The organism is Mesorhizobium sp. WSM4906, from assembly GCF_029674625.1.
Taxonomy (GTDB): Bacteria; Pseudomonadota; Alphaproteobacteria; order Rhizobiales; family Rhizobiaceae; genus Mesorhizobium.
In genome coordinates, this window is record NZ_CP121355.1 from 5,495,214 (window position 1) to 5,515,162 (window position 19,949).

Sequence of the window (19,949 nt, forward strand, 5' to 3'; positions counted from 1 at the left end):
GTTTCAGCGTTTTCCCAGAGTGATGGCGGCGCGCAAGCCGTCGCGGCCGAACTGAGCCATGTTCATGAAGATGCCATAGGGCACGGGGATGTTGGCGGCGTCGAGGATCGTTTCCTGCCTTTCGTCCTCGACCCAAGGATCATGGATCAGGATGTGGTCGCCGTCGTCGCCGATGGCGAGCACCCAATGCGGCACCTTCTTGCCGAACATCAGGAAGCCGCTGATCAGCACCAGCATCAGCTTGCCGTCGGCAAGGGCCGAGCGGATGTCGTCGATGCCGAACGAACGGTAATTCACGGGGATGCCGTAGAGTTCCGCGCGACGGCGAAAGTCGACCTGGGCGAGTTCCATCACCCGGCGCTTGTCCTCGCTGCGCACCGACTGCAGGAAAAGCGCGCCGTGGAAGGACACGAATATCTCGGCGGCAAGCCCGCTTTCATAGCCTGCAACCGCCAGGCCGAAAGGCTCGCAGCCGCCCGGCCCCGACATCATGAAAACCGTGGTCGCCTCGCGCCACAGGCGGATTTCCATGACGGGGTCGGGCACGAAGTCGCGGTCAAAATTCGCCATCGCCATCATCAGGCAGCACGGGCCGCAGGTGAATTCGCAGGTCTGCTGATAGAACGGCACCCCGGTAGCGGTCGGGACATCGCCACGCAGCGTCTTTTCGTAACGCAGCGCGGTGGCGCCATCCTCGTAGTAGTCGGGCTCGCGGCCTATCCTGCGGTAGCCTGCCTGCTCGTAAATGTGGATAGCACGCTGATTGTCCTCGCGCACCTCGAGCCGCAGCATCATACGATCGTGCTCGTAAGCCGCCTCTTCGGCCGCGGCCAGCAGCTGACGGCCGATGCCGAGGCTGCCGAAGAACGGACCGACGGCGATGGAATAGAGCCGGGCCACGCCGCTACCCTTGCGAAACAGCACCACCGCGTAGCCGGCGACATGGCCATCGTTTTGCGCCACTAGCATCTCGGCGGTGTCGCGCTCAATCAATTGGCGAAAGGAGCGACGCGACAAGCGATCGCTTGAGAAAACAGCCTTCTCGATGGCGGCGAGGTCATCGACGTCTGACGCGCGGGCCTTGCGGATCTCGGCAGGCATGCGGGCTTGGGAGAACCTCGATTGGGTTTAAGGAAATGGCCCCGGTCAACAAGCAACATCCCGGCCGAAGCGCCGGTACTCATCAAGCGCTATCGCTCCTTGATTTGGGCCGAATTGTGACAGGTTGCGCGGCGGCAAGGAAGCGCAAACTGTTTGAACAAGATCACTGTTTGGACGGGCTGCCGGCTGCGAAAAACGCAGCCGGTTTTCAGCTCGAAATACCGGCGAGAAGCTGGCCATAGGCGCTCTTGGCGACGTCCGACAGGCGCTCGCGCGGCAGCGAGCCAACGACGGCGCAACCATAGCCTTTGTCGAGCCAGTAGACCGCCTCAGGCCCGTCCGCCTCGGCCGCATAGGTGCCCTTGGCGGTCGCGGACGATTCGGCGGTGACGAAGAGCGAGATGCGCTCGCCCTTGGCGTCCTCGTAAAGCAGCATCGCGGCCTTGCCGTGCTCGCCGGAAGGCAGCAGCCGGCCGCCGACGAGCTCGAAACCTTCGGCCACCAGATCGGGCGCGACCACCTTCAGCCCGACCCGGTTGGACAGCCAGGTTTGCAGATGGTCCTTGTCGCTTGCCGGCACCTCGACCGCATGACGGTTCTCGGCGGCGTAGATGACATGGGCGGCTATCGCCTGCTCGGCGAGCTGGTCGTCGCTCTCGCCGCTTCGGCCGATGCCGCCGATGCCGGCGACATAGCCGCCGAGCCCGCCGACCATAAGCACGGCGGCTGCCGCCGCGGAAAGCCACCAGCGCGAACGCCAGACAGGCGCCCTCGCCGGCGCTTCGCCGAGCACCGCTGCCTTGAGCCTTGCCGGCACCGGCTCGTCCATCACGCCGGCCAGGGCGGCGCGGAGCGCTGCGCGGTCGGCGATGTAGCGGGCGCTCTTCGCCTTCATCTCGGGATTGGCTTCGAGCCAGGCGTCGTAAGCCATGCGCTCCTCGCCCGGCAGCTCGCCGTCGAGGGCCATGTGGATATCGCGTTCGGAGAAATCGCGCCGGGTCATCGCTCGACAATCCTTATCGAGCGGCGGCGTGAGGAGTCGTCGAGCAGACCGCGCAGTTCCTCGCGGCCGCGCGCGATGCGCGACATCAGCGTGCCGGCCGGCACGCCCAGAATGTTGGCGGCCTCGGCGTAGGAAAAGCCTTCGATGGCGACCATGACCAGTGCCGCGCGGCGATCGGGGCTGATCGCCTGCAACGCATCCATGATCTCGCGCGAGGCGACCGTCTCGACCTGATCGGCGGGCGCAGATTGGGCTTCGCCGGCTTCCAGCGGCAGCATCGCCGCCTCACCTCGCCGGTTAACCTTGCGCATCTGGTCGATGAACAAGTGATGCATGATCGTAAACAGCCACCTCCTGGGGCTTTCTCCAGTCTGCCAGTTGTCGAGCCGCACAAGCGCGCGCTCCAGGCAGTCCTGCACGAGGTCGTCGGCGGAATCGCGGTCGCGCAGCAGCGAGCGTGCGTAGCGACGCAAACGCGGTATCTCGCTCAGGATCGCTGCCTTCTTGTCGTCCATGACCGCTTGTTTCGAGGTCGTTTTCCATTCGATTGAACGCGCCTTTCCGGCGCGGCGCAAGCAGCCAGCGCGAAGCGGACCACCCGCTCCGGTACCCAAGCACCTTGATAACGCCGGCGAATGCGGATTTATTCCCGCCTTGGGCTGGAGCCCAAGCCAAGGTTGAAAACCGGCTTTGGCCGCCGTATATTCATCCTTGAATATCTTGAATATTCGTATCGGAATATACGCCGGTGGGAGTTTGCTATGTCTTTGTACATCCGCGATGACGAGGTCGACGCGTTGGCTCGTCAGTTGCAGTCCGCGATCAAAGCGCCCACGAAGACGGAAGCAGTACGAATCGCGCTCAAGCGTGAGCTCGAACGGGCGCACGCGGTCCTCCCACTAAGCGAGCGCATCAAAAAGTATCAGGACGCAGTGAGGGCGCTCGGTCCAGACAACCCGGACTTCGACATGAAGAAATTCATGGACGAAGGATGGGGTGACATCTGATGTTTCTCGATGCTTCCGCCATCATCGCGATCATTTCGGAAGAAGCAGATGCCCACCGTCTTCTCAAGAGAGTGGAAGCTGCCGAGAAACTCTATTTCTCGCCGAGTTCCTCATTCGAGGCGATCGTTGGGATAGCTCGCAGGAAATCCGTAGCAGAAAACGGCGACCAGATACCGACACCGCCGGCCCTGATCGAAGAATGTCAAACGATCGTCTTAGGCTTCCTGGCCGAACTCAAGGCCGTCGAGATTCCGCTGGACACGAAGATTCGAGAACTCGCTGTCAAGGCCGCTCGCGAGTACGGTCGATATGTCGGCCATCCCGCCAAACTGAATTTCGGCGACTGCTTCAGTTACGCATGCGCCAAAGCCTACCGCGTATCTCTGCTGTACAAGGGCAATGACTTCGCGCAGACCGATCTGGCCTGACCTTATCTGGTTTCGGACCTCGCCGCCCTTGTCAAAAGCCGCTGATAAAACAGCCCGATGCCGATCAGCACGGCGCCCAAGCCGATGAAGGACAGCGCGCGCAGCACGCCTTCCAGCTCCGACATGTCGAAGAGGAAGACTTTCAGCACCGCGACCGCGATGAGCACGGCCGAGGCGATGCGCAGCACCTGCGACCTCAGCCAGACGCCGGCGGTGAGCAGCACCACGCCGATGACCAGCCAGAGCGCCGAATAGGTGTAGGTCTCGAGCTGTCCGAGGCCGCTCCACAGGCCGATGAACTCGCCCTTGAACAGGCGCCGCACCGACAGCGTCGCATAGGCGAAGGCAAGCAGCGAGGCGAGCAGCGCCAGCATCGCCGCATACCATCTCGGGCGCTTGTCGCGGACATAAAGGGCGAGTGCTCCTGCGGCGATCGCCGGCAGCAGGTAGGCGAGGAACAACAGGTTGAAGAACAAAACGGTGCCGGTCGATTCATCCGTCGCCAGCGGGTTCAGCACCGCGAAATGCTGGATGATGATCAAGCCCGCCGAGACCACACCGGCGGCCATCGAGCCATAGCGCAGCACCGAGCTCGGCGAGCGCAGGTCGATGGCGACGAGGATCGCGCCGGCGCCGAGCGCGATCAGCGTGTAGATCGCCTGCTCGGCAAGGGTCACAGGGCCGGTATCGATGACGCCGCCATGCATGGCATGGCGAACCAGCATGGCAATGGCAAGCAGCGCGAACAGCGCCGAGGCCGCCTCCATGGCGAGGCGCGGCCGGCCGTTGGTGGTGCGCACCAGCTGCCAGGCGGCGAAGCCGAAGGCGAGCGCCGGCACGCCATAGCCCGGCAGCAACCAGTTGAAGACAGGCGTCCTCGACAGCGCCGCCGCGCCGACGATGGTCGGGTCGAAGGCGACGCGGCCGAGCACGGCGACCGCCGCGCCGACGGCGATCCAGCCCAGCACCGGATAGGAGCGCCAGCGCGTCGCCAGCGCCGGAATGATTGCGGCGGCGCCAAGCAGCACCGTCGTCCAGCCGGAGCCGAACGCCATGTGCAGCATCAAAAGGCCGGCAACGCCGGCGCCGGCGAGCGCGAAGGAGACGGCCGGGCCGCCGCCGAGCGGCGGCTCCTCGGCGCGCGCGATCCACTCGCCGCCGGCGGCAAAGACCAACACCATAAGCAGCGCCGGCAGCGCGTAGCCGAGGTCGCGGTCGATATCGCCGAAGGTCAGCCATAGCGCGGCGAGCACGACCAGCGGCGCAATCACGCCCCATGCCGCCCAAGACGCGGCGCGGATGGGTGCCGCGGCGGCAAAACGGCGCGCGGCCCAGAAGCCCGCCCCGATGAAGACCAGGGCGAGCGCGATGCCGAGGCGGAAGGTCAGCGCGTCGGATGTCGCCAGCGGTTCGGCGCCCAGGCCGACATCCAGCGCATCGGCGCCGATGGCGGCGGGCGGGATGATGCCGAGATAGATCAGCACCGTCGCCAGGCCGGCGGCGAAGACCAGTGGCAAGGCGCGCGGCCGGTAGAGCGCCACCGCCACAAGCGCTGCGAGCAGGACCGCGCCATGCAGGGCGTCACCCGCCTTGGCGAAGACCGGATCGACCGACAGCCCGAGCGCGGTCAGCGCCACGAAAAAGCCGGGCGCGACCGACGGCCAGTCGAAGCCGGGCTCCGCTTCATCACGCCGACCGAGCCAGACGAAGACGAGCACGGCGAGCGTCGCCAGGCTGATGAACAGCACCGCGGCAAGGTTCACCTCCGGCGCGTCGGTCATGTAGAGAATGGTCCAGACGCCGGTGCCCATGAACGCCGCCGCGACAAGCGCCTTCCAGTCGCGAATGCGGGCTATGGCCGCCGTGGCGGCGAGCACGACAGCCAGGTAGCCGAACAGCGCCCATGGATTGGGCGCCTGCGAGGCGACCAGTGCCGGCGTGACCATGGCGCCGACGAGGCCGATGCCAGCCAGCGCCAGGCCGTGGACCAGCGAAACGGCGATGGTGGCGACGCCGATCGCGCCGAGCAAAGTGAAGGCCAGCGCCGGGCCGATGAAGCCATAGATGCCATGCGCGGCATAGACAGTGCCGAACAGGATGAAGGCACCGGCCGCCGTCAGGATCGCCGGTATGTAAGCGCCGGCGGCGCCCTGCACCGGCACCCTGAAGCCGGTGCGGCGGATGAACTCGGCGCCGGAGATCAGCACCAGGCCGAGGATGCCGGCCATGGTGAGGCGCACGCCGGGGCCGAAAATGCCGGCCTCGATGGTGTAGCGGATCAGGAAGAGGCCACCCAGCGCCAGCGCGATGCCGCCGACCCAGACCGCCCAGCGTGTGCCGAGCGCCGTCTCGACATCGCGCGCGGCCATTGCAGGCGCAGGCAATTCGGCCGGCGTGGCAGGTTGTGCCGGTCCGGTGGGTTCGGGCGCACTCGCCTCGCCGGCTTGGGCCGGCGCTTCGGCCTTGGGTTCGTCGGGCGTTGCGGCGGCGGCTTGCGGGGCGGGTTCACTTGCCGGCCGCGCGGTCGTCGCTGCTGCCGCGGCGGGAGCTTCGTCCGACGTGCCTTCCGTCGCCTCGCCAATCTTGGGCGCGGGCTGCGGGATACCCGAAAGCACCAAGCTGCGCAGCGCGCCAAGCTCGCGCTCGATCAGCCCGATGCGGGTCTGCTGGCGTGAAATGATGACGAATAGAGCGATGACGGCGGCAATGGCGATCAGGCTGAAAAACATGGCGGTTTCCCCTCAAAACCGGACCAGTCGTGGCCGACAAATACGGCAATGAGACGGCTGCCGAGATCTGCGCCTTGCCGGCCTCACAAGATCGAGCATGTTTCGGCTTCGATTGCCAGCAACTTGACGCTTTGTCCAAAGGCGATAGGTCTAAACGGCTGAGACTCGGGCCAGAAATTACCTGCCGCTGACCGCAAAATACTCATGCTATTCTCTGACGTTCGCTGAAATTGCCTAGAGGGTGACCGATGCCGCAGCGAAGCGCGGGCCTGCTGATCTACCGGCGAACCGCCGGAGTACTGGAGTTCCTGCTGGTTCATCCCGGCGGACCGTTCTGGGCAAGGAAGGACGAAGGCGCGTGGTCGATCCCGAAAGGGCTCATCGACGACAAGGAGGACGAGCTGGACGCGGCCCGGCGCGAGGCCGAGGAGGAGCTCGGCGTCGCCATCGACGGCGACTTCCGGCCCGTCGGCAGCTACAAGCAGCCGGGCGGCAAGATCGTGATCGCCTGGAGCGTGGAAGCGGACATCGACGTGGATGCCGTCAGGAGCAACACGTTCACCATGGAATGGCCTCCGAGGTCGGGCGCCATGAAGGAATTCCCCGAGGTGGACAAAGCCGGCTGGTTTTCGCTTCCCGAAGCCGGGATCAAAATCCTGAAAGGCCAGCGCCCCATGCTGGACGATTTTCTGAGGCGGCGGGGCACCGACTAGACGCCGGTCTATTCGCCGGCGATCGGCTTCATCGCCGCCTGATGCCGGCGCAGCGCGGCGAGGAAGCCGGCGCGGGCGTCGGGCGGCTCGATGCCGCGCGGCTCATAGACATGGCGGGTGAAGAAGAAGCCGGTCAGCCGGAAGGCGTCCTCCAGCGCCGCCTGATCGGCGCGCAGGCCTGAGCCGCGCTGCAGGAAGGCAGGCAGCGCCAGCATCTTGTCGCGCCAAGGCTCGCCGGCGGCGCGCGAGACCGCGCGCCCGGATTTCGGCGAGACATAGGCGAGGTCCTGCCTCGAACCGGTCGCGGCGCATTGGCTGAGGTCGAGGCCAAAGCCGAGCTCGTCCAGAATGAGCAGCTCGAAACGCGCCACCAGCTCGCCCGCGGCATCGGCGTCGTCGAGATGGGAGATCATCACGGCAAGAGCCTCGTAGAGGCCGCCATGGGCGTCGCGCTCGGGCAGAAGCCTGAGATGCGCGGCCATGGTCTGCAGGCCGTAGACGGCGACCGCGCTGTCCATCAGCCGGGCGGCGTTCATCTCGATCGCCTCGGCCTGGAAGATGCCCAGATGCTCGTCGAGCCGCGCCCGCCACAGAAGATCGACGCGGTTGCCGGGCTGCAGCACCGGCTGCTGCTTGCGCGAACGGCCGCCGCGCACGAGCCCCAGATGGCGGCCATGCGCGCGCGTCATCACCTCGAGGATGGCGCTGGTTTCGCCATGCTTGCGGGTGCCGAGAATGATTCCCTCATCGCGCCATTCCATGGCCCGAGCTTTTCACCCGTTGGACGGTGAAATCAAGATTTGCCTGTGTCGTAGCTGACACGGAGAAACCAACCAGCGAGCGAACCGGGCGCTTCAACATGTGACGGTTCGCGCGTCGATGACCCTGTCTTTGGCCAGCCAGGCAACGATCGGCGGCAAAGTTCGTTATGGCATCCAGGGTGCGTCGCCAAGGAGGGACGAAAAGCTTGCCGCACTCGACGAAGGTACCAACTTCCACCCCAGCAGGTTCGCCCTAGATGAACTGCACCAATGCGAAGATGCGGCTGCCTGCGATCTTGCAAGAATGTCCGAGCCGGCGCCGGCAGCGCGCACCCCGATCGATAGTTTTCCGCCTGGGCCAGCAATGCGAGCTCTAATTTCTTTGTTGTTGTTTCTACTGCTCTGCGGGGCACCAAGCTTCGCCCAGCCGGCCGCACAAGGGGGCGCCAAGCCCGGCGAGCCGAGCGCGGATGTCCAAGCGCTCATTACCATACTGGAGAACGACCAGGCGCGGCACCGCCTGATCGACAAGCTGCGCGCCGCGGCCGCGGAGGGCAACCAGCCGGCGACCGAGACAGCGCCTGAAGCGACGATCGCCCAGGAGGTCGCCGCGTATACGAGGGACGCGGCAGAGAGCGCCTCCGGCCTGATCAAGACGACCGCCGCCCTCGTCGAGAGAATTGCCGGCATCTTTTCCGGAGGCGTTTCGATCGACGTGCGGAGCCTTTGGAACGCCGTCCGCAACAGCGCCCTTGTCGTGGTCCTCACCTTCGCCGTCTACATCGCATTGCGGTTCGCCTTTGGACGGTTCCAGCGCACATTCGCCAATGCGGCGACACGCGGAGGCAGGTTCGAGCGGTTCGGCTTCATCGGGTTGTCCGCGCTGGCCGACGCGCTCACCGTGCTCGCGGCCTGGGCAATCGGTTCGGTGTCTTCGCTCTCTGCATTCGTTATCGACCAGGCGGGCCAGGCGGAGATGAACCGTGCGCTGTTCCTGAACGCCTTCCTTGTCATCGAGTTCATCAAGGTCCTTGCGCGCACGCTGCTTGCCCCGAGATGGCCCGCGCTGCGGATCTGGGCATTGGGCGATACAACGGCGGCATACTGGTATTTCTGGCTGAGCCGCTTCGTCAGCGTGGTCGGCTACACGATGTTCTTCCTCGCGCCGATCGTTGCGGTCAACGTCTCGGAAGACGCCGCGCAAGTGGTCCGCGTGGTCGTGATGTTTGCCGCGCTGGTGCTTGCCCTGATCGTCATCCTGCAGAATCGCGATCAGGTACGGCGATGGCTGCTGCGCCGCAGCGAGACCCGCCGAACCGACATTCTGGGCAGGTTCCTGGCCGGTCTCGCCAGACTTTGGCACGTCGTGGTGATCGGATACCTGATTCTCGTCTTCGTTCTTTGGCTCGCGGCTCCCGCGATGGCCCTGCCGTTCGTCCTCGCGGCTACCATCCAATCGATCGTCGCGGTGGCCATAGGCGTGCTGCTGACAGGCATCATCGCGCGGGTCGCCGGAGCGGGGATAAACCTGCCCGCCGAAGTCAGCGAGCGCCTTCCGCTGCTCGAGCGGCGCCTCAATGCCTTCGTTCCCAATGTGCTCAGGGCGGTTCGCATCCTGGTCGCCGCGGTTGTGTTGCTGGTCATCGCCCAATTCTGGCGAGCGGCAGACGTCGTCGGATGGCTGTCGAGCGAGGTCGGCCAGCGCTTCGCCGTTTCAATCGTTTCCGCAATCCTGATAATGCTGGTCGGCGGCCTGATCTATCTCGCCGTCCAATCGTGGGTGGAATATCGCCTCAATCCGAATTACGGCCATGTCCCCTCCCCGCGGGAACGGACGCTTCTCTCCCTGTTCCGCAACGCCTTCGTGGTCGCGCTGGGCGTCCTCATCGTCATGCTGGTGCTGTCCGAGTTTGGCGTAAATATCGGCCCACTGCTTGCCGGCGCCGGCGTCGTCGGCCTGGCGGTCGGCTTCGGCGCGCAAAAGCTCGTACAGGACATCATCACTGGCGCCTTCATACAGTTCGAGAACGCGATGAATGAAGGCGATGTGGTAACCGCAGGCGGGGTTACCGGTACCGTCGAGCGACTGACAATCCGTTCCGTGTCGTTGCGTACTCTCGACGGCGCGTATCATCTCATCCCGTTCTCTTCCGTCGACGCCGTGACGAACTTCATGAAGAACTTCAGCTATCACGTCGCATCGATCGGCGTGGACTACGGGGCGAGCATTCCCGAGGTGAAGCAGGCGATGCACGAGGCCTTCGACAAACTGAAGGAGGCCGGGTTCGCGGGCGACATCATCGGCGACCTCGAGATGCATGGCGTGACCGAATTCGCGGACTCCGCCATTCTGGTTCGGGCCCGCATCAAGACCAAGCCCGGAAAGCATTTTGCCCTGGGTCGCGCCTATAACGAGATCATCAAGGAGGTCTTCGAGGAGCGCGGCATCGAGATACCTTTCCCTCATGTGACGTTCTACATGGGCGGCGAAGACAAAGCGGGCAAGTCACCGCCGCCGCGCATCAAGCGGCCCGGGCCAAAGCCGACGGAAAGGGCCAAGCGCAGCGCGGCGACAAACGCTGCATTGGCCAAGTCGCCCAAACGCGGGCGCAAGACCAAGGTCACCCAGGACGGTCCGTCCGATGAAGGGCACGATACGCCGGACCAGACCGAGATTTCCTAGGCGGTCCTGGCCCGAAAGGTTGAGATTTCCCCAGCAACGGAAGCGGGCCACTCGCCAACTAACCGCCCCTTCGGCGTGATCGAGCGCTTTTCATGCCACTCTTGCTCGCAACTTGTACGTATAGCGTATGTACGCTATGTTTACCCATGAGGGAGACATCATGTCCAAGCCAGCCAGCGACAGAACCGAACGCTTCAATATCCGCATACGGCCCGCGCAGAAGGCGATGATCGCCCGCGCGGCGGCGCTGTCGCACAAGGACATGACCGACTTCATCCTCGACAAGGTGCTGCCTGAGGCGGAAGCCGTCATCAAGGCGATCGAAAAGACCGAAGTCTCGGAACGCGACTTCAAACGCATCCTCGAACTGCTCGAGCATCCACCGAAGCCAAATGCGAAATTGCGGGCCGCCATTGCAGCTCTTCCCGATACGATATGACACTGCCGCGATGGCGCGAGGAGCCGATCTCGAAATCGCATGATCGCGCGTCCTTCGATTGCGGCGACGAACAGATGAACGATTTTCTGCGGCGCTTCGCCAGGCAGAGCCATGAACAGAATGCCTCGAAGACATTTTGCGGCGTCGACAACGCGAACCCAGACCGCGTTCTTGGCTTCTATACGATCGCACCCTCCGCCGTTGCTCATGAGCAAGTACCCGCTGCCCTGACGAAAGGGCTGGCCCGACATGAAGTATCCGGATTCAAGCTTGCCCGCCTGGCGACCGATCTCTCGGTGGCCGGGCAAGGGCTTGGCGGTCAGCTTCTCGCTGCGGCGGCCTTGCGGTGCCTGCGTGTCGCCGGCGAAGGTGGAGGTCTCCTGTTCATCATCGATGCCAAGAGCGAGCGCGCCGCGAACTGGTACCGTGGATATGGTGCCGAGCCGCTGTCGGGAAAACCGCTGACTCTCGTGATGCCGCTGGCGACGTTCGCTGCCGATCTCAGGGCTAAAGGCCTGTTATAATCCGCGTCACGCCCAGCGTTCGTGATCGGCGAGCACCTCGTCTATTACCCGGCGCTGCCTTTCGGCCTCGGCTTGGTTGGCGTCGTGTCCGGCAGCGGTGATCAGGGCCTTCCACAACGTCCAACCTCGGCCGCGCGCCCATGTCGCCCGATCGACGGCGATGCGGGTGCGGAAGGCCTCCCGGCTTTCACCCTCGAAGAACGTCCAGGCGATGGCCAGGTCACAAGACGGGTCGCCGACGCCGGATGTACCGAAGTCGATGACGGCGCTCAGGCGGCCGTCTTCGACCAAGAGATTGCCCGAGGCGACGTCGCCGTGGAACCAGACGGGCGAACCGTGCCAGGTGGCGGCAAGGGCGGCTTCCCAGACGGTGGTGGCGACCTGGGTATCGATCTCGCCTTCGAGCGCGGCGATGGCCTGCCTCGTCTCCCCGTCATAGACCGTCAGCGGTCCGCCGCGATAAAAATTGTGCCGGCCCGGCGCCGGGCCGCCCGCCGGATCGATCCGTTTCAGGGCGACGAGGAAATCGGCGAGCGTCACCGCGAACGCGCGAAGATCGCCGATGCGCGCGGTCCTTGCCGTCTCGCCCTCGATCCAGCGATAGACGGACCAGTGCCAGGGATAGCCCGCCGCCGGCTCGCCCATGGCCAGCGGCGCGGGGATCGGCAGCGGCAGATGCGGCGCGAGCCTTGGCAGCCAGCTATGCTCCTTCTCGACCTGCAGCGAATAGGGAGCCGCGCTTGGCAGCCTGACCGTCATCTCGTCGCCGAGATGGAAGGTGCGGTTGTCCCAGCCGCCGAACGCGACGGGCCTCACGGGCAGATGGCGCCATTCAGGGAACTGCGTCCCGACCAGGCGGCGCACGAGATCGGTGTCGATATCTACATCAGGGTTGTGCATGCCGTTGTCCCGGATCGACGGACGGCATTCCTAGCCGACATGCATGTTTGTGCTATGCATGTCGTTGTCCCAAAACCGCTTGGCACTTTTGGGCGACATGCATCAGTGGGGAAACTCCAGTCCCATCTCGCGATAGCGCTCGGGGTCGTCGCCCCAGTTCTCGCGCACCTTCACGAACAGGAAGAGGTGCACCTTCTGCTCGAGAATCTCGGCGATCTCGGCGCGCGCGGCCTGGCCGATGGCGCGGATCGTCTCGCCCTTGTGGCCGAGCACGATCTTCTTCTGACTGTCGCGCTCGACATAGATGACCTGCTCGATGCGCACCGAGCCGTCCTTCTTCTCTTCCCATTTCTCGGTCTCGATATGCGAGGAATAGGGAAGCTCCTGATGCAGCCTCAGATAGAGTTTTTCGCGGGTGATCTCGGCCGCCAGCTGGCGCATCGGCAAATCGGAGATCTGGTCTTCCGGATAATACCAGGGCCCGGCGGGCAGCGTCTCGGCGAGATAGTCGAGCAGATCCTTGCAGCCGGAGCCGGTAAGCGCCGAGACCATGAAGGTGCGCTTGAACGGCACTCTCTCGTTCGCTGCCGCGGCGAGGGCCAGAAGCGTCTCCGGCTTGACCCGGTCGACCTTGTTGAGGACAAGCAGCATCGGCTGCTGGACGTCCTTCAGCCGGTCGAGGATGGCGTCGGCATCGCCCTTGATGCCGCGCTCGGCATCGATCAGGAGGACCACGACATCGGCATCCTTGGCGCCGCCCCAGGCGGTGGTGACCATGGCCGTGTCCAACCGCCGCTTCGGCTTGAAGATGCCCGGCGTATCGACGAAGACGATCTGCGCATTGTCATGCGTGGCGATGCCGCGCACGATCGCGCGGGTGGTCTGCACCTTGTGGGTGACGATCGAAACCTGGGCGCCGACCAGCTGATTGACCAGCGTCGACTTGCCGGCATTGGGCGCGCCAATCAGCGCGACGAAGCCGGAGCGGGTCGCGGCGGCCTCAGGGCTCTCGACTTCCGTCATGCCGCGCTCCATACGCCTTCGCGCAGCAGCAGCACCGCCGCAGCGGCCTGTTCGGCCTCGCGCTTGGAACGGCCGCTGCCGATCGCCGGAGCAAAGGAGCCGACCTTGACGCTGACGGTGAACAGCGGATCGTGGTCGGGGCCCTCGCGACTATCCACCCGGTAGGCCGGAACGGCGCCAGACGCCGCCTGGTGCGCCCATTCCTGCAATTCGGTCTTGGCGTCGCGGCGGGCGGCACCTGTCGCCTGCGAGCGCGGCTGCCAGTAGCGGTGGATGAAGGCGCGCGCCGCCTCCATCCCGCCGTCGAGATAGAGCACGGCAATCAGCGACTCCAGCGCGTCGGCGCGCAGGTTGGTTCGCTTGCGGCCTTCGAGGTTGCGCACGTCGGAGCCGGCGCGGATCAGCTCCGGCAGGCCGATCTCCTCGGCGATCTCGGAGAGCGCCTCGGCGTTGACCAGCGCGTTGAGGCGCAAAGAGAGCTCGCCCTCGGCGGCTTCGGGAAAGGCCGCCAGCAGCATGTCGGCCACGACGAGGCCGAGAACGCGGTCGCCCAGGAATTCAAAGCGCTCGTAGTCGACGCCGGCATGGGTCGAGCGCGCGCTGGCATGGGTCAGCGCGCGCTGCAGGCGCTGGCGGTCGGCGAAGGCGTGGCCGGTGCGCTCGAAAAGCGCTTCGGCGAGGGCATCGGTGGTCAAACGCTTGGTGGCCGCCATGACCTTAGTGGACGAGATGGAACAGGCGTCCGGCGCGCATCAGCGACGGCCACTTCCAGATTTCCAACGGACTTGCGCCATCGGCGATCGAGAAGAAGATGACGTTGGCGCGGCCGACAAGATTCTCGGCCGGCACGAAGCCGACGGTAAAGCGACTATCGGAGGAATTGTCGCGGTTGTCGCCCATCATGAAATAGTGACCCGGCGGCACGTCGAACTCGCGCGTGTTGTCGCCGATCGAATTGGGCGTCAGGTCGAGCGTGTCATAGGTGACGCCATTGGGCAGCGTCTCGCGATAGACGTCGACGGGACGGTCGACCTCGGTGATGTCGGGATTGTCGATCTGGCCGACCTTTTCACGCGGCACGGCGGTGCCGTTGATGAAGAGCTGGCCGTCCTTGACCTGGATCTTGTCGCCAGGCAGGCCGACGACGCGCTTGATGTAGTCGACGGACGGATCCGGCGGGAACTTGAACACCACCACGTCGCCGCGCTTGGGCTCGGAGCCCCAGATACGGCCGGAGAACAGGTTCGGGCCGAAAGGCAGCGAATAGCGCGAATAGCCATAGGCCCATTTGGTGACGAAGAGATAGTCGCCTTCGAGCAGCGTCGGCCGCATCGAGCCGGACGGGATGGAGAAGGGCTGGAACAGCAGCGTGCGGATCACGAGCGCGAGCAGCAGAGCCTGGATGATGACGGAAAAGGTTTCGCCAAGCCCGCCGGATTTCTTCTGCGATTTTTCAGCCACGCTCATGTCGTCCTCGATTGTGCGTTGGTTGGTATAGAGTCTCGGCGCGCGCTGGGCAACGTCATGCCGCCCGTGGTCAGATGGAATCAATGTGGCGCTTGTTCGACGGGCACCGCCTCGATGATCACAAAGGCTTGAGCAAGCGGGAAATCGTCGGTGATGGTGAGGTGTATCAGCGCGCGATGGCCCTTGGGCAGGATTTTTTCCAGCCTGGCGGCAGCACCGCCGGTGAGCGCCATGGTCGGCGCGCCGCTGGGCAGGTTGACTACACCCATGTCGCGCCAGAACACGCCCTCGGCCATGCCGGTACCCAATGCCTTGGCGCAAGCCTCCTTGGCGGCAAAGCGCTTGGCGTAGGAGGCGGCGCGAGCCGCGCGCTTTTCCGACTTGGCCTGCTCGACCTCGGTGTAGATGCGCTGGACGAAGCGCCGGCCATGCCGCTCCAGCGACTTCTCGATGCGTCTGATGTCGATCAGGTCGCTGCCGATGCCGATGATCATTCCGCGGGCACTTCCCGTCCGCCAGCGCGCTTGGCCTTCTCGGCTCGCTCGGCCATGCGTTTCTTCCGCTGCTCACGAAACACGGTCATGCCCCAGCGCGTGACGCCGTAGAAGACAAGCCCAAAGATCAGCCCGAGCGGCACGGCGCCGATCAGCATCGGCTCAAGCACCGGATGCCACAGCTTGCCGAAGGAAAGCGTGTGCATCATTTCGCCGAGATGCTCGGGCGGCCCGTGTTTGGGCAGGCGCTCATGCAGGATGAGCTTGCCGGTCTCCCACGACGCGCCCCAGAGCAGAGGGAAGGTCAGCGGATTGCCGAAGAACACGGCGCCCAGCGCGGCCGCCACCAGATTGCCGGCAATGATCCAGCAGATGACGGCGGCAATGACGAAATGGAAGCCAAGCGGGAAGAAGGAGGCGAAAACGCCCGCCGCGACGCCGGCCGCCACGGAATGGGGCGTCGCCTTCAGCCGCAGGATGCGCTTGGAGAAATACTGCACAGAGCGCGAGAACGAACGGCGCGGCCAAAGGTAAGTACGCACCCGCTCCAGGAGGCCATCAGGCTCTCGGCGTCGAAAAAGCACTCTGTTTCAGTTCCCGGTCCACACACGCTCCCCTGCCACCCCGGGTCGCGACGACATATCTTGCGCTTCGAGGGCGCAGGAAGGCAACAAAACTTTGATATAGCGACGGGCAGGCCACGGAACAACGAAGGCGCCCGCGATGGTCTGCCGCAGGCTGTAACAAGAGCGCCATTCTGGCGAAACTGAGGAAGAACCGGGGAAACGAAGCCGATGATCACCATTCGACCGGCGCGGGCCGGCGACGCCGAAGCATTGCCGGACATCGAGCAGTCCGCCGGGCTGGCGTTCCGCGCCGTCCCGGACCTCGCCTGGCTTGCCGACGGCGACAATGTGAGCGCCGGGCGGCATCGCGCGCTCATCGCCGAAGGCGCATGCTGGGTTGCCGCCGATGACCAGGACCGGCCGGTCGGCTTCCTGAGCGCCGGGGTCGAAGGCGATGCGCTGCACATATGGGAGCTCGACGTGCGCCTGGACCGGCAAGGCTCCGGCATCGGCAGCGCTTTGCTTGAACGGGCGATCGAGAACGCCAGGCGGCGCGGCCTGGCGGCGGTGACGCTGACCACGTTTCGCGACGTCGCCTGGAATGCGCCCTTCTACCAAAAGTTCGGCTTTCGCATCCTGGACAGCGCGGCGATCGACGAAAGGCTCGCCGACCTCATCAGCGGCGAGGCAGAACACGGCATGCCGGCCGAGCGGCGCTGCGCCATGCGGCTCGATCTGAACCGCACTAAACCGAATATTCGCTGACCTCGACCAGATTGTCGTCGGGATCGCGGAAATAGACCGACGTCATCCTGCCACGGGCGCCGATGCGCTCGACCGGGCCGACTTCGATCGCCACGCCGTTGGCCTGGAGGCTGGCACGGATCTCGGCGAGAGGCACCGCCGCCACGAGGCAGAAATCGCCGGAGCCCGGCGTCGGCGTCTTCGCCTTCGGCTCGAAGGTGCGGCCGACCTCGTGCAGATTGATCTTCTGCGAGCCGAACAGAAGCGCGGTCGGCCGGTTCGGCTCATCCAGACGCTGCAAGCCAAGCACACGTTGATAGAATTCGCAGGTCGCTTCGACCGAGCGAACCGTCAGCACGAAATGATCGATGCCAGCGATCATCGTGACGCGACTTCAGATATTCCGGCTGCCGGGCTTGACGGCCGGGATGGCGGCAAGCTCCGGCGGCAGGCGGTCTGGCGGATAGGCCGGCACCTCATATTCGGCGAGCGCGATCAGCGGCACGCCGACATCGGTCTTGCCGGCCGAGCGGTCGATGATGCAGGCGGCCGCCACGACGTCGGCGCCGATCTCGCGCAGGCATTCGATGGTCTCGCGGATCGACAGGCCGGTGGTGACGATATCCTCGACGATGACGACGCGTGAGCCCGCAGCGATCTCGAAGCGGCGGAGCCTGAACTCGCCCCCTTCCCGCTCGACCCAGATCGCCGGCGCGCCGAGATGGCGCGAGGTCTCGTAGGCCGGGATCAGGCCGCCGATCGCCGGGCCAACGACATAGTCGATCCTGCCGGGCACGCTTTCTTTGATCTTCCCGGCCAGCGCCTTGCACAGGCGCTCGGTCTTGTCGGCATGCATGAAGACGCGCGCCTTCTGCAGGAAGATCGGACTGCGCAGGCCCGACGTCAGGATGAAATGACCTTCGAGGACCGCGCCCGCCTCGCGGAATATGCCCAGCACTTCGTCGGTATTCATGTTCGCTCCATGCTCTTGGCGAATAGCGAATGGTTAGTAGTGAGAGCAAATTCTATTCACTATTCACTATTCACTACTAACCATTCACCCATTCACCCATTCACCCATTCACGCGCCGCGCGTCGCTGACGCTCGAATTGTCCTTGAGCTGCGACAGCAGCCGGTTGAGATGCTTCAGATCCCAGACCTCGAGGTCGATCAGCATCTCGGTGAAATCGGGCGCGGTGCGCACCATCGACAGCGTGTGGATGTTGGCGTCGTTCTGGGCGACGACCTGGGCGATGTCGGCGAGCGAGCCAGGCGCGTTGATGGCAGTGACCGAGATGCGCGCCGGGAAGCGCTCCTTGGTGCGTTCGTCGATGTCCCAGCGCACGTCGATCCAGCGCTCGGGCTGGTCGTCGAACGCCTGCAGCGCTGGCGACTGGATCGGATAGATGGTGATGCCGGTTCCCGGCTGGATGATGCCGACGATGCGGTCGCCGGGCACCGCCCCTTCCGGCGCGAAACGCACCGGCAGATCGCCGCGCACGCCGCGGATAGGCACCGCTCCGTCGCGCTGCTGGTCCTTGCCCTTGCGCGCGGCGCGGCCGGGCATCTGGAACAGCATGCCGGCGGCGTTGCGGATCTTCGACCAACCCTCCTCGCGCTGCTTGGGCGCCGCGACCGTGACGCGCTCGTCCTTGTAGTCGGGGAAGACCGCCTTCATGACGTCGGTCGACGCAAGCTCGCCGCGTCCGACGGAGGCCAGCACGTCCTCGATGTCCTTGCGCGCCAAGCGATGCAGAACCGGCTTCAGGCTTTCCTTGGTGAAGTTCTTGCCGGCACGCTCGAAGGCGCGTTCGAGGATGCGGGCGCCGAGCCCGGAATATTGCTTGCGGATGGCGTTCTTGGTGGCGCGGCGGATGGCGGCGCGCGCCTTGCCGGTGACGACGACCGATTCCCAAGCCGCCGGCGGCACCTGCGCCTTGGAGCGGATGATCTCGACCTCGTCGCCGTTCTTCAATTCCGTCATCAGCGGCATGATGCGGCCGTTGACCTTGGCGCCAACGCAGGTGTCGCCAACATCGGTATGGACGGCATAGGCGAAGTCGATGGGAGTGGCGCCGCGCGGCAGCGCGATCAGCATGCCCTTGGGCGTGAAGCAGAACACCTGGTCCTGGAAGAGCTCCAGCTTGGTGTTTTCGAGGAAGTCCTCGGGGTTGTCGCCTTCGGCCAGCTGCTCGATGGTGCGGCGCAGCCAGGCATAGGCGTTGGTCTCCTTGGAGATCGCGTGCGCGGCGCCATTCGCCTTGCCGCCCGTGTCCTTGTAGATCGAATGCGCGGCGACGCCGTACTCGGCGATCTTGTTCATCTCGCGGGTGCGGATCTGCAGTTCGACACGTTGGCGCGACGGACCGACGATGGTGGTGTGGATCGAGCGGTAGTCGTTCTGCTTCGGCGTCGAGATGTAGTCCTTGAAGCGGCCGGGCACCATCGACCAGGTGGTGTGGATGGCGCCGAGCGCGCGGTAGCAGTCCTCGACCGTGTCGACGACGACACGGAAGCCGAAGATGTCGGAGAGCTGCTCGAAAGAGAGCGCCTTGGCCTCCATCTTGCGGAACACCGACCATGGCTTCTTCTGCCGGCTTTTGACGCTGGCTTTGATGGCGTGCTTTCCGAACAGGCCCGACAGCGCCTTCTCGATCTCGTCCAGCACGCCCTTGTTGCGCTCAAAGATCTCGGCGAGCCTGGCGGTGACGGCGCGGTGGGCCTCCGGATTGATGTAGCGGAAGGCGATCTCTTCCAGTTCCTCGCGCATGCCCTGCATGCCCATGCGCCCGGCGAGCGGCGCATAGATGTCCATCGTCTCCTCGGCAATGCGCAAGCGCTTGGACTCGGGCATATGATCGAGGGTGCGCATGTTGTGCAGGCGGTCGGCGAGCTTGACCAGGAGGACGCGAATATCCTCGGAGATCGCCAGCAGCAGCTTGCGCAGGTTCTCGGCCTGCTCGGCCTTCTTGGAGACGAGGTCGAGCTTCTTCAGCTTGGTAAGCCCCTCGACGAGCTTGCCCATTTCGGGGCCGAAGAGCTCGTCGATCTCGGCCCTCGTCGCGGTCGTGTCCTCGATCGTGTCGTGCAAAAGGGCAACCGCGATGGTCGCCTCGTCCATGTGCATCTCGGTGAGGATGGCGGCAACTTCCAGCGGATGCGAGAAATAGGGATCGCCCGAGGCGCGCTTCTGGTGGCCATGCTTCTGCATGGCATAGACATAGGCCTTGTTGAGCAGCGCCTCGTTGACGTCAGGCTTGTAGCGCTGGACGCGCTCGACAAGCTCATACTGACGCATCATGGGCGGGATCTCGCGGTGCTGAAATGATTGATGCGCCGCACAGGCGTGCGACGCATCCCATAGAT

21 protein-coding genes are annotated in these 19,949 nt (G+C 64.8%); 7 read left to right on the forward strand and 14 right to left on the reverse strand.

Translation table 11 applies throughout. The annotated features are described in order from the left end of the window. Positions 1-3: 3 nt before the first annotated feature. The 3 genes from QAZ22_RS26720 to QAZ22_RS26730 all read right to left on the reverse strand — a co-directional run bounded on the left by QAZ22_RS26720 (position 4) and on the right by QAZ22_RS26730 (position 2,619). Positions 4-1,101 carry a GNAT family N-acetyltransferase/peptidase C39 family protein gene (locus tag QAZ22_RS26720; protein WP_278203742.1) on the reverse strand — a complete coding sequence of 366 codons (1,098 nt, stop codon included), beginning with the start codon at positions 1,099-1,101 and terminating at the stop codon, positions 4-6. Between the two features lie 208 nt (positions 1,102-1,309). Next, positions 1,310-2,104, reverse strand: coding sequence for an anti-sigma factor (locus tag QAZ22_RS26725; protein WP_278203744.1), 795 nt, complete (start codon positions 2,102-2,104; stop codon positions 1,310-1,312). Then, positions 2,101-2,619: an RNA polymerase sigma factor gene (locus tag QAZ22_RS26730; RefSeq protein ID WP_126085039.1), complete on the reverse strand. Its 519-nt coding sequence runs from the start codon at positions 2,617-2,619 to the stop codon at positions 2,101-2,103. Before QAZ22_RS26730 ends, QAZ22_RS26725 begins: the two co-directional genes overlap by 4 nt. A gap of 246 nt (positions 2,620-2,865) precedes the next feature. On the opposite strand from QAZ22_RS26730, the gene QAZ22_RS26735 reads away from it, so the two are divergent. Both QAZ22_RS26735 and QAZ22_RS26740 read left to right on the forward strand, forming a co-directional pair. Continuing rightward, positions 2,866-3,111: a type II toxin-antitoxin system VapB family antitoxin gene (locus QAZ22_RS26735; protein WP_278203746.1), complete on the forward strand. Its 246-nt coding sequence runs from the start codon at positions 2,866-2,868 to the stop codon at positions 3,109-3,111. Next, entirely contained in the window at positions 3,111-3,539 is a 429-nt protein-coding gene (locus QAZ22_RS26740; RefSeq protein ID WP_278203748.1) for a type II toxin-antitoxin system VapC family toxin, read from the forward strand. The genes QAZ22_RS26735 and QAZ22_RS26740 overlap by 1 nt, the downstream gene beginning before the upstream one ends. 2 nt (positions 3,540-3,541) lie before the next feature. Here the strand turns inward: QAZ22_RS26740 and QAZ22_RS26745 are convergent, their stop codons facing one another. Continuing rightward, positions 3,542-6,268, reverse strand: a complete 2,727-nt coding sequence (locus QAZ22_RS26745) for a DUF2339 domain-containing protein (RefSeq protein ID WP_278203750.1) — start codon at positions 6,266-6,268, stop codon at positions 3,542-3,544. 248 nt (positions 6,269-6,516) lie between these two features. On the opposite strand from QAZ22_RS26745, the gene QAZ22_RS26750 reads away from it, so the two are divergent. Beyond that, a complete protein-coding gene (locus tag QAZ22_RS26750; protein ID WP_278203751.1) occupies positions 6,517-6,981 on the forward strand; it encodes an NUDIX domain-containing protein in 465 nt (154 codons plus the stop codon). Positions 6,982-6,989: 8 nt separating this feature from the next. On the opposite strand, the gene recO is transcribed toward QAZ22_RS26750, so the two are convergent. Further along, positions 6,990-7,742: a DNA repair protein RecO gene (gene recO / locus QAZ22_RS26755; RefSeq protein ID WP_278203753.1), complete on the reverse strand. Its 753-nt coding sequence runs from the start codon at positions 7,740-7,742 to the stop codon at positions 6,990-6,992. 100 nt (positions 7,743-7,842) lie between these two features. Here recO and QAZ22_RS26760 point away from each other — a divergent pair, with 100 nt between their 5' ends. From QAZ22_RS26760 to QAZ22_RS26770, 3 genes are all read left to right on the forward strand, one after another. Then, positions 7,843-10,425: a mechanosensitive ion channel domain-containing protein gene (locus tag QAZ22_RS26760; protein WP_278203755.1), complete on the forward strand. Its 2,583-nt coding sequence runs from the start codon at positions 7,843-7,845 to the stop codon at positions 10,423-10,425. Between the two features lie 160 nt (positions 10,426-10,585). Then, the gene (locus tag QAZ22_RS26765) at positions 10,586-10,864 is read left to right on the forward strand and encodes a DUF1778 domain-containing protein (protein WP_278203757.1); all 279 of its coding nucleotides are present in this window, start codon (positions 10,586-10,588) and stop codon (positions 10,862-10,864) included. Continuing rightward, positions 10,861-11,388 (forward strand): GNAT family N-acetyltransferase, encoded by a 528-nt coding sequence (locus QAZ22_RS26770; RefSeq protein ID WP_278203759.1) that lies wholly within the window; start codon positions 10,861-10,863, stop codon positions 11,386-11,388. The genes QAZ22_RS26765 and QAZ22_RS26770 overlap by 4 nt, the downstream gene beginning before the upstream one ends. A gap of 6 nt (positions 11,389-11,394) precedes the next feature. Here QAZ22_RS26770 and QAZ22_RS26775 read toward each other — a convergent pair whose 3' ends face one another. From QAZ22_RS26775 to QAZ22_RS26800, 6 genes are all read right to left on the reverse strand, one after another. Then, positions 11,395-12,288, reverse strand: a complete 894-nt coding sequence (locus tag QAZ22_RS26775; RefSeq protein ID WP_278203761.1) for an aminoglycoside phosphotransferase family protein — start codon at positions 12,286-12,288, stop codon at positions 11,395-11,397. Between the two features lie 102 nt (positions 12,289-12,390). Continuing rightward, a complete protein-coding gene (era, locus tag QAZ22_RS26780) occupies positions 12,391-13,323 on the reverse strand; it encodes a GTPase Era (RefSeq protein ID WP_278203763.1) in 933 nt (310 codons plus the stop codon). After that, positions 13,308-14,024, reverse strand: coding sequence for a ribonuclease III (rnc, locus tag QAZ22_RS26785; RefSeq protein WP_278077900.1), 717 nt, complete (start codon positions 14,022-14,024; stop codon positions 13,308-13,310). The genes era and rnc overlap by 16 nt, the downstream gene beginning before the upstream one ends. 4 nt (positions 14,025-14,028) lie before the next feature. Next, on the reverse strand, positions 14,029-14,778 hold the full coding sequence (gene lepB / locus QAZ22_RS26790) for a signal peptidase I (protein WP_278077899.1): 750 nt from the start codon (positions 14,776-14,778) through the stop codon (positions 14,029-14,031). A gap of 80 nt (positions 14,779-14,858) precedes the next feature. Further along, entirely contained in the window at positions 14,859-15,272 is a 414-nt protein-coding gene (gene acpS / locus QAZ22_RS26795; protein ID WP_278077898.1) for a holo-ACP synthase, read from the reverse strand. Then, positions 15,269-15,856, reverse strand: coding sequence for a DUF2062 domain-containing protein (locus QAZ22_RS26800; RefSeq protein ID WP_278203766.1), 588 nt, complete (start codon positions 15,854-15,856; stop codon positions 15,269-15,271). Before QAZ22_RS26800 ends, acpS begins: the two co-directional genes overlap by 4 nt. Positions 15,857-16,066: 210 nt before the next feature. Here QAZ22_RS26800 and QAZ22_RS26805 point away from each other — a divergent pair, with 210 nt between their 5' ends. Then, positions 16,067-16,603 carry a GNAT family N-acetyltransferase gene (locus QAZ22_RS26805; protein ID WP_278203767.1) on the forward strand — a complete coding sequence of 179 codons (537 nt, stop codon included), beginning with the start codon at positions 16,067-16,069 and terminating at the stop codon, positions 16,601-16,603. Here QAZ22_RS26805 and QAZ22_RS26810 read toward each other — a convergent pair. The 3 genes from QAZ22_RS26810 to QAZ22_RS26820 form a co-directional block, all read right to left on the reverse strand. Continuing rightward, positions 16,584-16,964 (reverse strand): VOC family protein, encoded by a 381-nt coding sequence (locus QAZ22_RS26810; protein WP_278203768.1) that lies wholly within the window; start codon positions 16,962-16,964, stop codon positions 16,584-16,586. The genes QAZ22_RS26805 and QAZ22_RS26810 overlap by 20 nt on opposite strands. Positions 16,965-16,976: 12 nt before the next feature. Continuing rightward, positions 16,977-17,555: an orotate phosphoribosyltransferase gene (pyrE, locus tag QAZ22_RS26815; RefSeq protein WP_278203769.1), complete on the reverse strand. Its 579-nt coding sequence runs from the start codon at positions 17,553-17,555 to the stop codon at positions 16,977-16,979. Between the two features lie 100 nt (positions 17,556-17,655). Continuing rightward, positions 17,656-19,884: a bifunctional (p)ppGpp synthetase/guanosine-3',5'-bis(diphosphate) 3'-pyrophosphohydrolase gene (locus QAZ22_RS26820; protein WP_278203770.1), complete on the reverse strand. Its 2,229-nt coding sequence runs from the start codon at positions 19,882-19,884 to the stop codon at positions 17,656-17,658. Positions 19,885-19,949: the final 65 nt, after the last annotated feature.

What these genes read in the sequence shown, in the direction of transcription:
- QAZ22_RS26765 (WP_278203757.1), top strand. Translation starts at nt 10,586, where the DNA reads ATGTCCAAGCCAGCCAGCGACAGAACCGAACGCTTCAATATCCGCATA.
- QAZ22_RS26735 (WP_278203746.1), top strand. Translation starts at nt 2,866, where the DNA reads ATGTCTTTGTACATCCGCGATGACGAGGTCGACGCGTTGGCTCGTCAG.
- QAZ22_RS26750 (WP_278203751.1), top strand. Translation starts at nt 6,517, where the DNA reads ATGCCGCAGCGAAGCGCGGGCCTGCTGATCTACCGGCGAACCGCCGGA.
- pyrE (WP_278203769.1), bottom strand. Translation starts at nt 17,555, where the DNA reads ATGAATACCGACGAAGTGCTGGGCATATTCCGCGAGGCGGGCGCGGTC.
- lepB (WP_278077899.1), bottom strand. Translation starts at nt 14,778, where the DNA reads ATGAGCGTGGCTGAAAAATCGCAGAAGAAATCCGGCGGGCTTGGCGAA.
- QAZ22_RS26725 (WP_278203744.1), bottom strand. Translation starts at nt 2,104, where the DNA reads ATGACCCGGCGCGATTTCTCCGAACGCGATATCCACATGGCCCTCGAC.
- recO (WP_278203753.1), bottom strand. Translation starts at nt 7,742, where the DNA reads ATGGAATGGCGCGATGAGGGAATCATTCTCGGCACCCGCAAGCATGGC.
- QAZ22_RS26775 (WP_278203761.1), bottom strand. Translation starts at nt 12,288, where the DNA reads ATGCACAACCCTGATGTAGATATCGACACCGATCTCGTGCGCCGCCTG.
- QAZ22_RS26720 (WP_278203742.1), bottom strand. Translation starts at nt 1,101, where the DNA reads ATGCCTGCCGAGATCCGCAAGGCCCGCGCGTCAGACGTCGATGACCTC.
- QAZ22_RS26745 (WP_278203750.1), bottom strand. Translation starts at nt 6,268, where the DNA reads ATGTTTTTCAGCCTGATCGCCATTGCCGCCGTCATCGCTCTATTCGTC.
- era (WP_278203763.1), bottom strand. Translation starts at nt 13,323, where the DNA reads ATGGAGCGCGGCATGACGGAAGTCGAGAGCCCTGAGGCCGCCGCGACC.
- QAZ22_RS26730 (WP_126085039.1), bottom strand. Translation starts at nt 2,619, where the DNA reads ATGGACGACAAGAAGGCAGCGATCCTGAGCGAGATACCGCGTTTGCGT.
- QAZ22_RS26740 (WP_278203748.1), top strand. Translation starts at nt 3,111, where the DNA reads ATGTTTCTCGATGCTTCCGCCATCATCGCGATCATTTCGGAAGAAGCA.
- acpS (WP_278077898.1), bottom strand. Translation starts at nt 15,272, where the DNA reads ATGATCATCGGCATCGGCAGCGACCTGATCGACATCAGACGCATCGAG.
- QAZ22_RS26770 (WP_278203759.1), top strand. Translation starts at nt 10,861, where the DNA reads ATGACACTGCCGCGATGGCGCGAGGAGCCGATCTCGAAATCGCATGAT.
- rnc (WP_278077900.1), bottom strand. Translation starts at nt 14,024, where the DNA reads ATGGCGGCCACCAAGCGTTTGACCACCGATGCCCTCGCCGAAGCGCTT.
- QAZ22_RS26810 (WP_278203768.1), bottom strand. Translation starts at nt 16,964, where the DNA reads ATGATCGCTGGCATCGATCATTTCGTGCTGACGGTTCGCTCGGTCGAA.
- QAZ22_RS26820 (WP_278203770.1), bottom strand. Translation starts at nt 19,884, where the DNA reads ATGATGCGTCAGTATGAGCTTGTCGAGCGCGTCCAGCGCTACAAGCCT.
- QAZ22_RS26805 (WP_278203767.1), top strand. Translation starts at nt 16,067, where the DNA reads ATGATCACCATTCGACCGGCGCGGGCCGGCGACGCCGAAGCATTGCCG.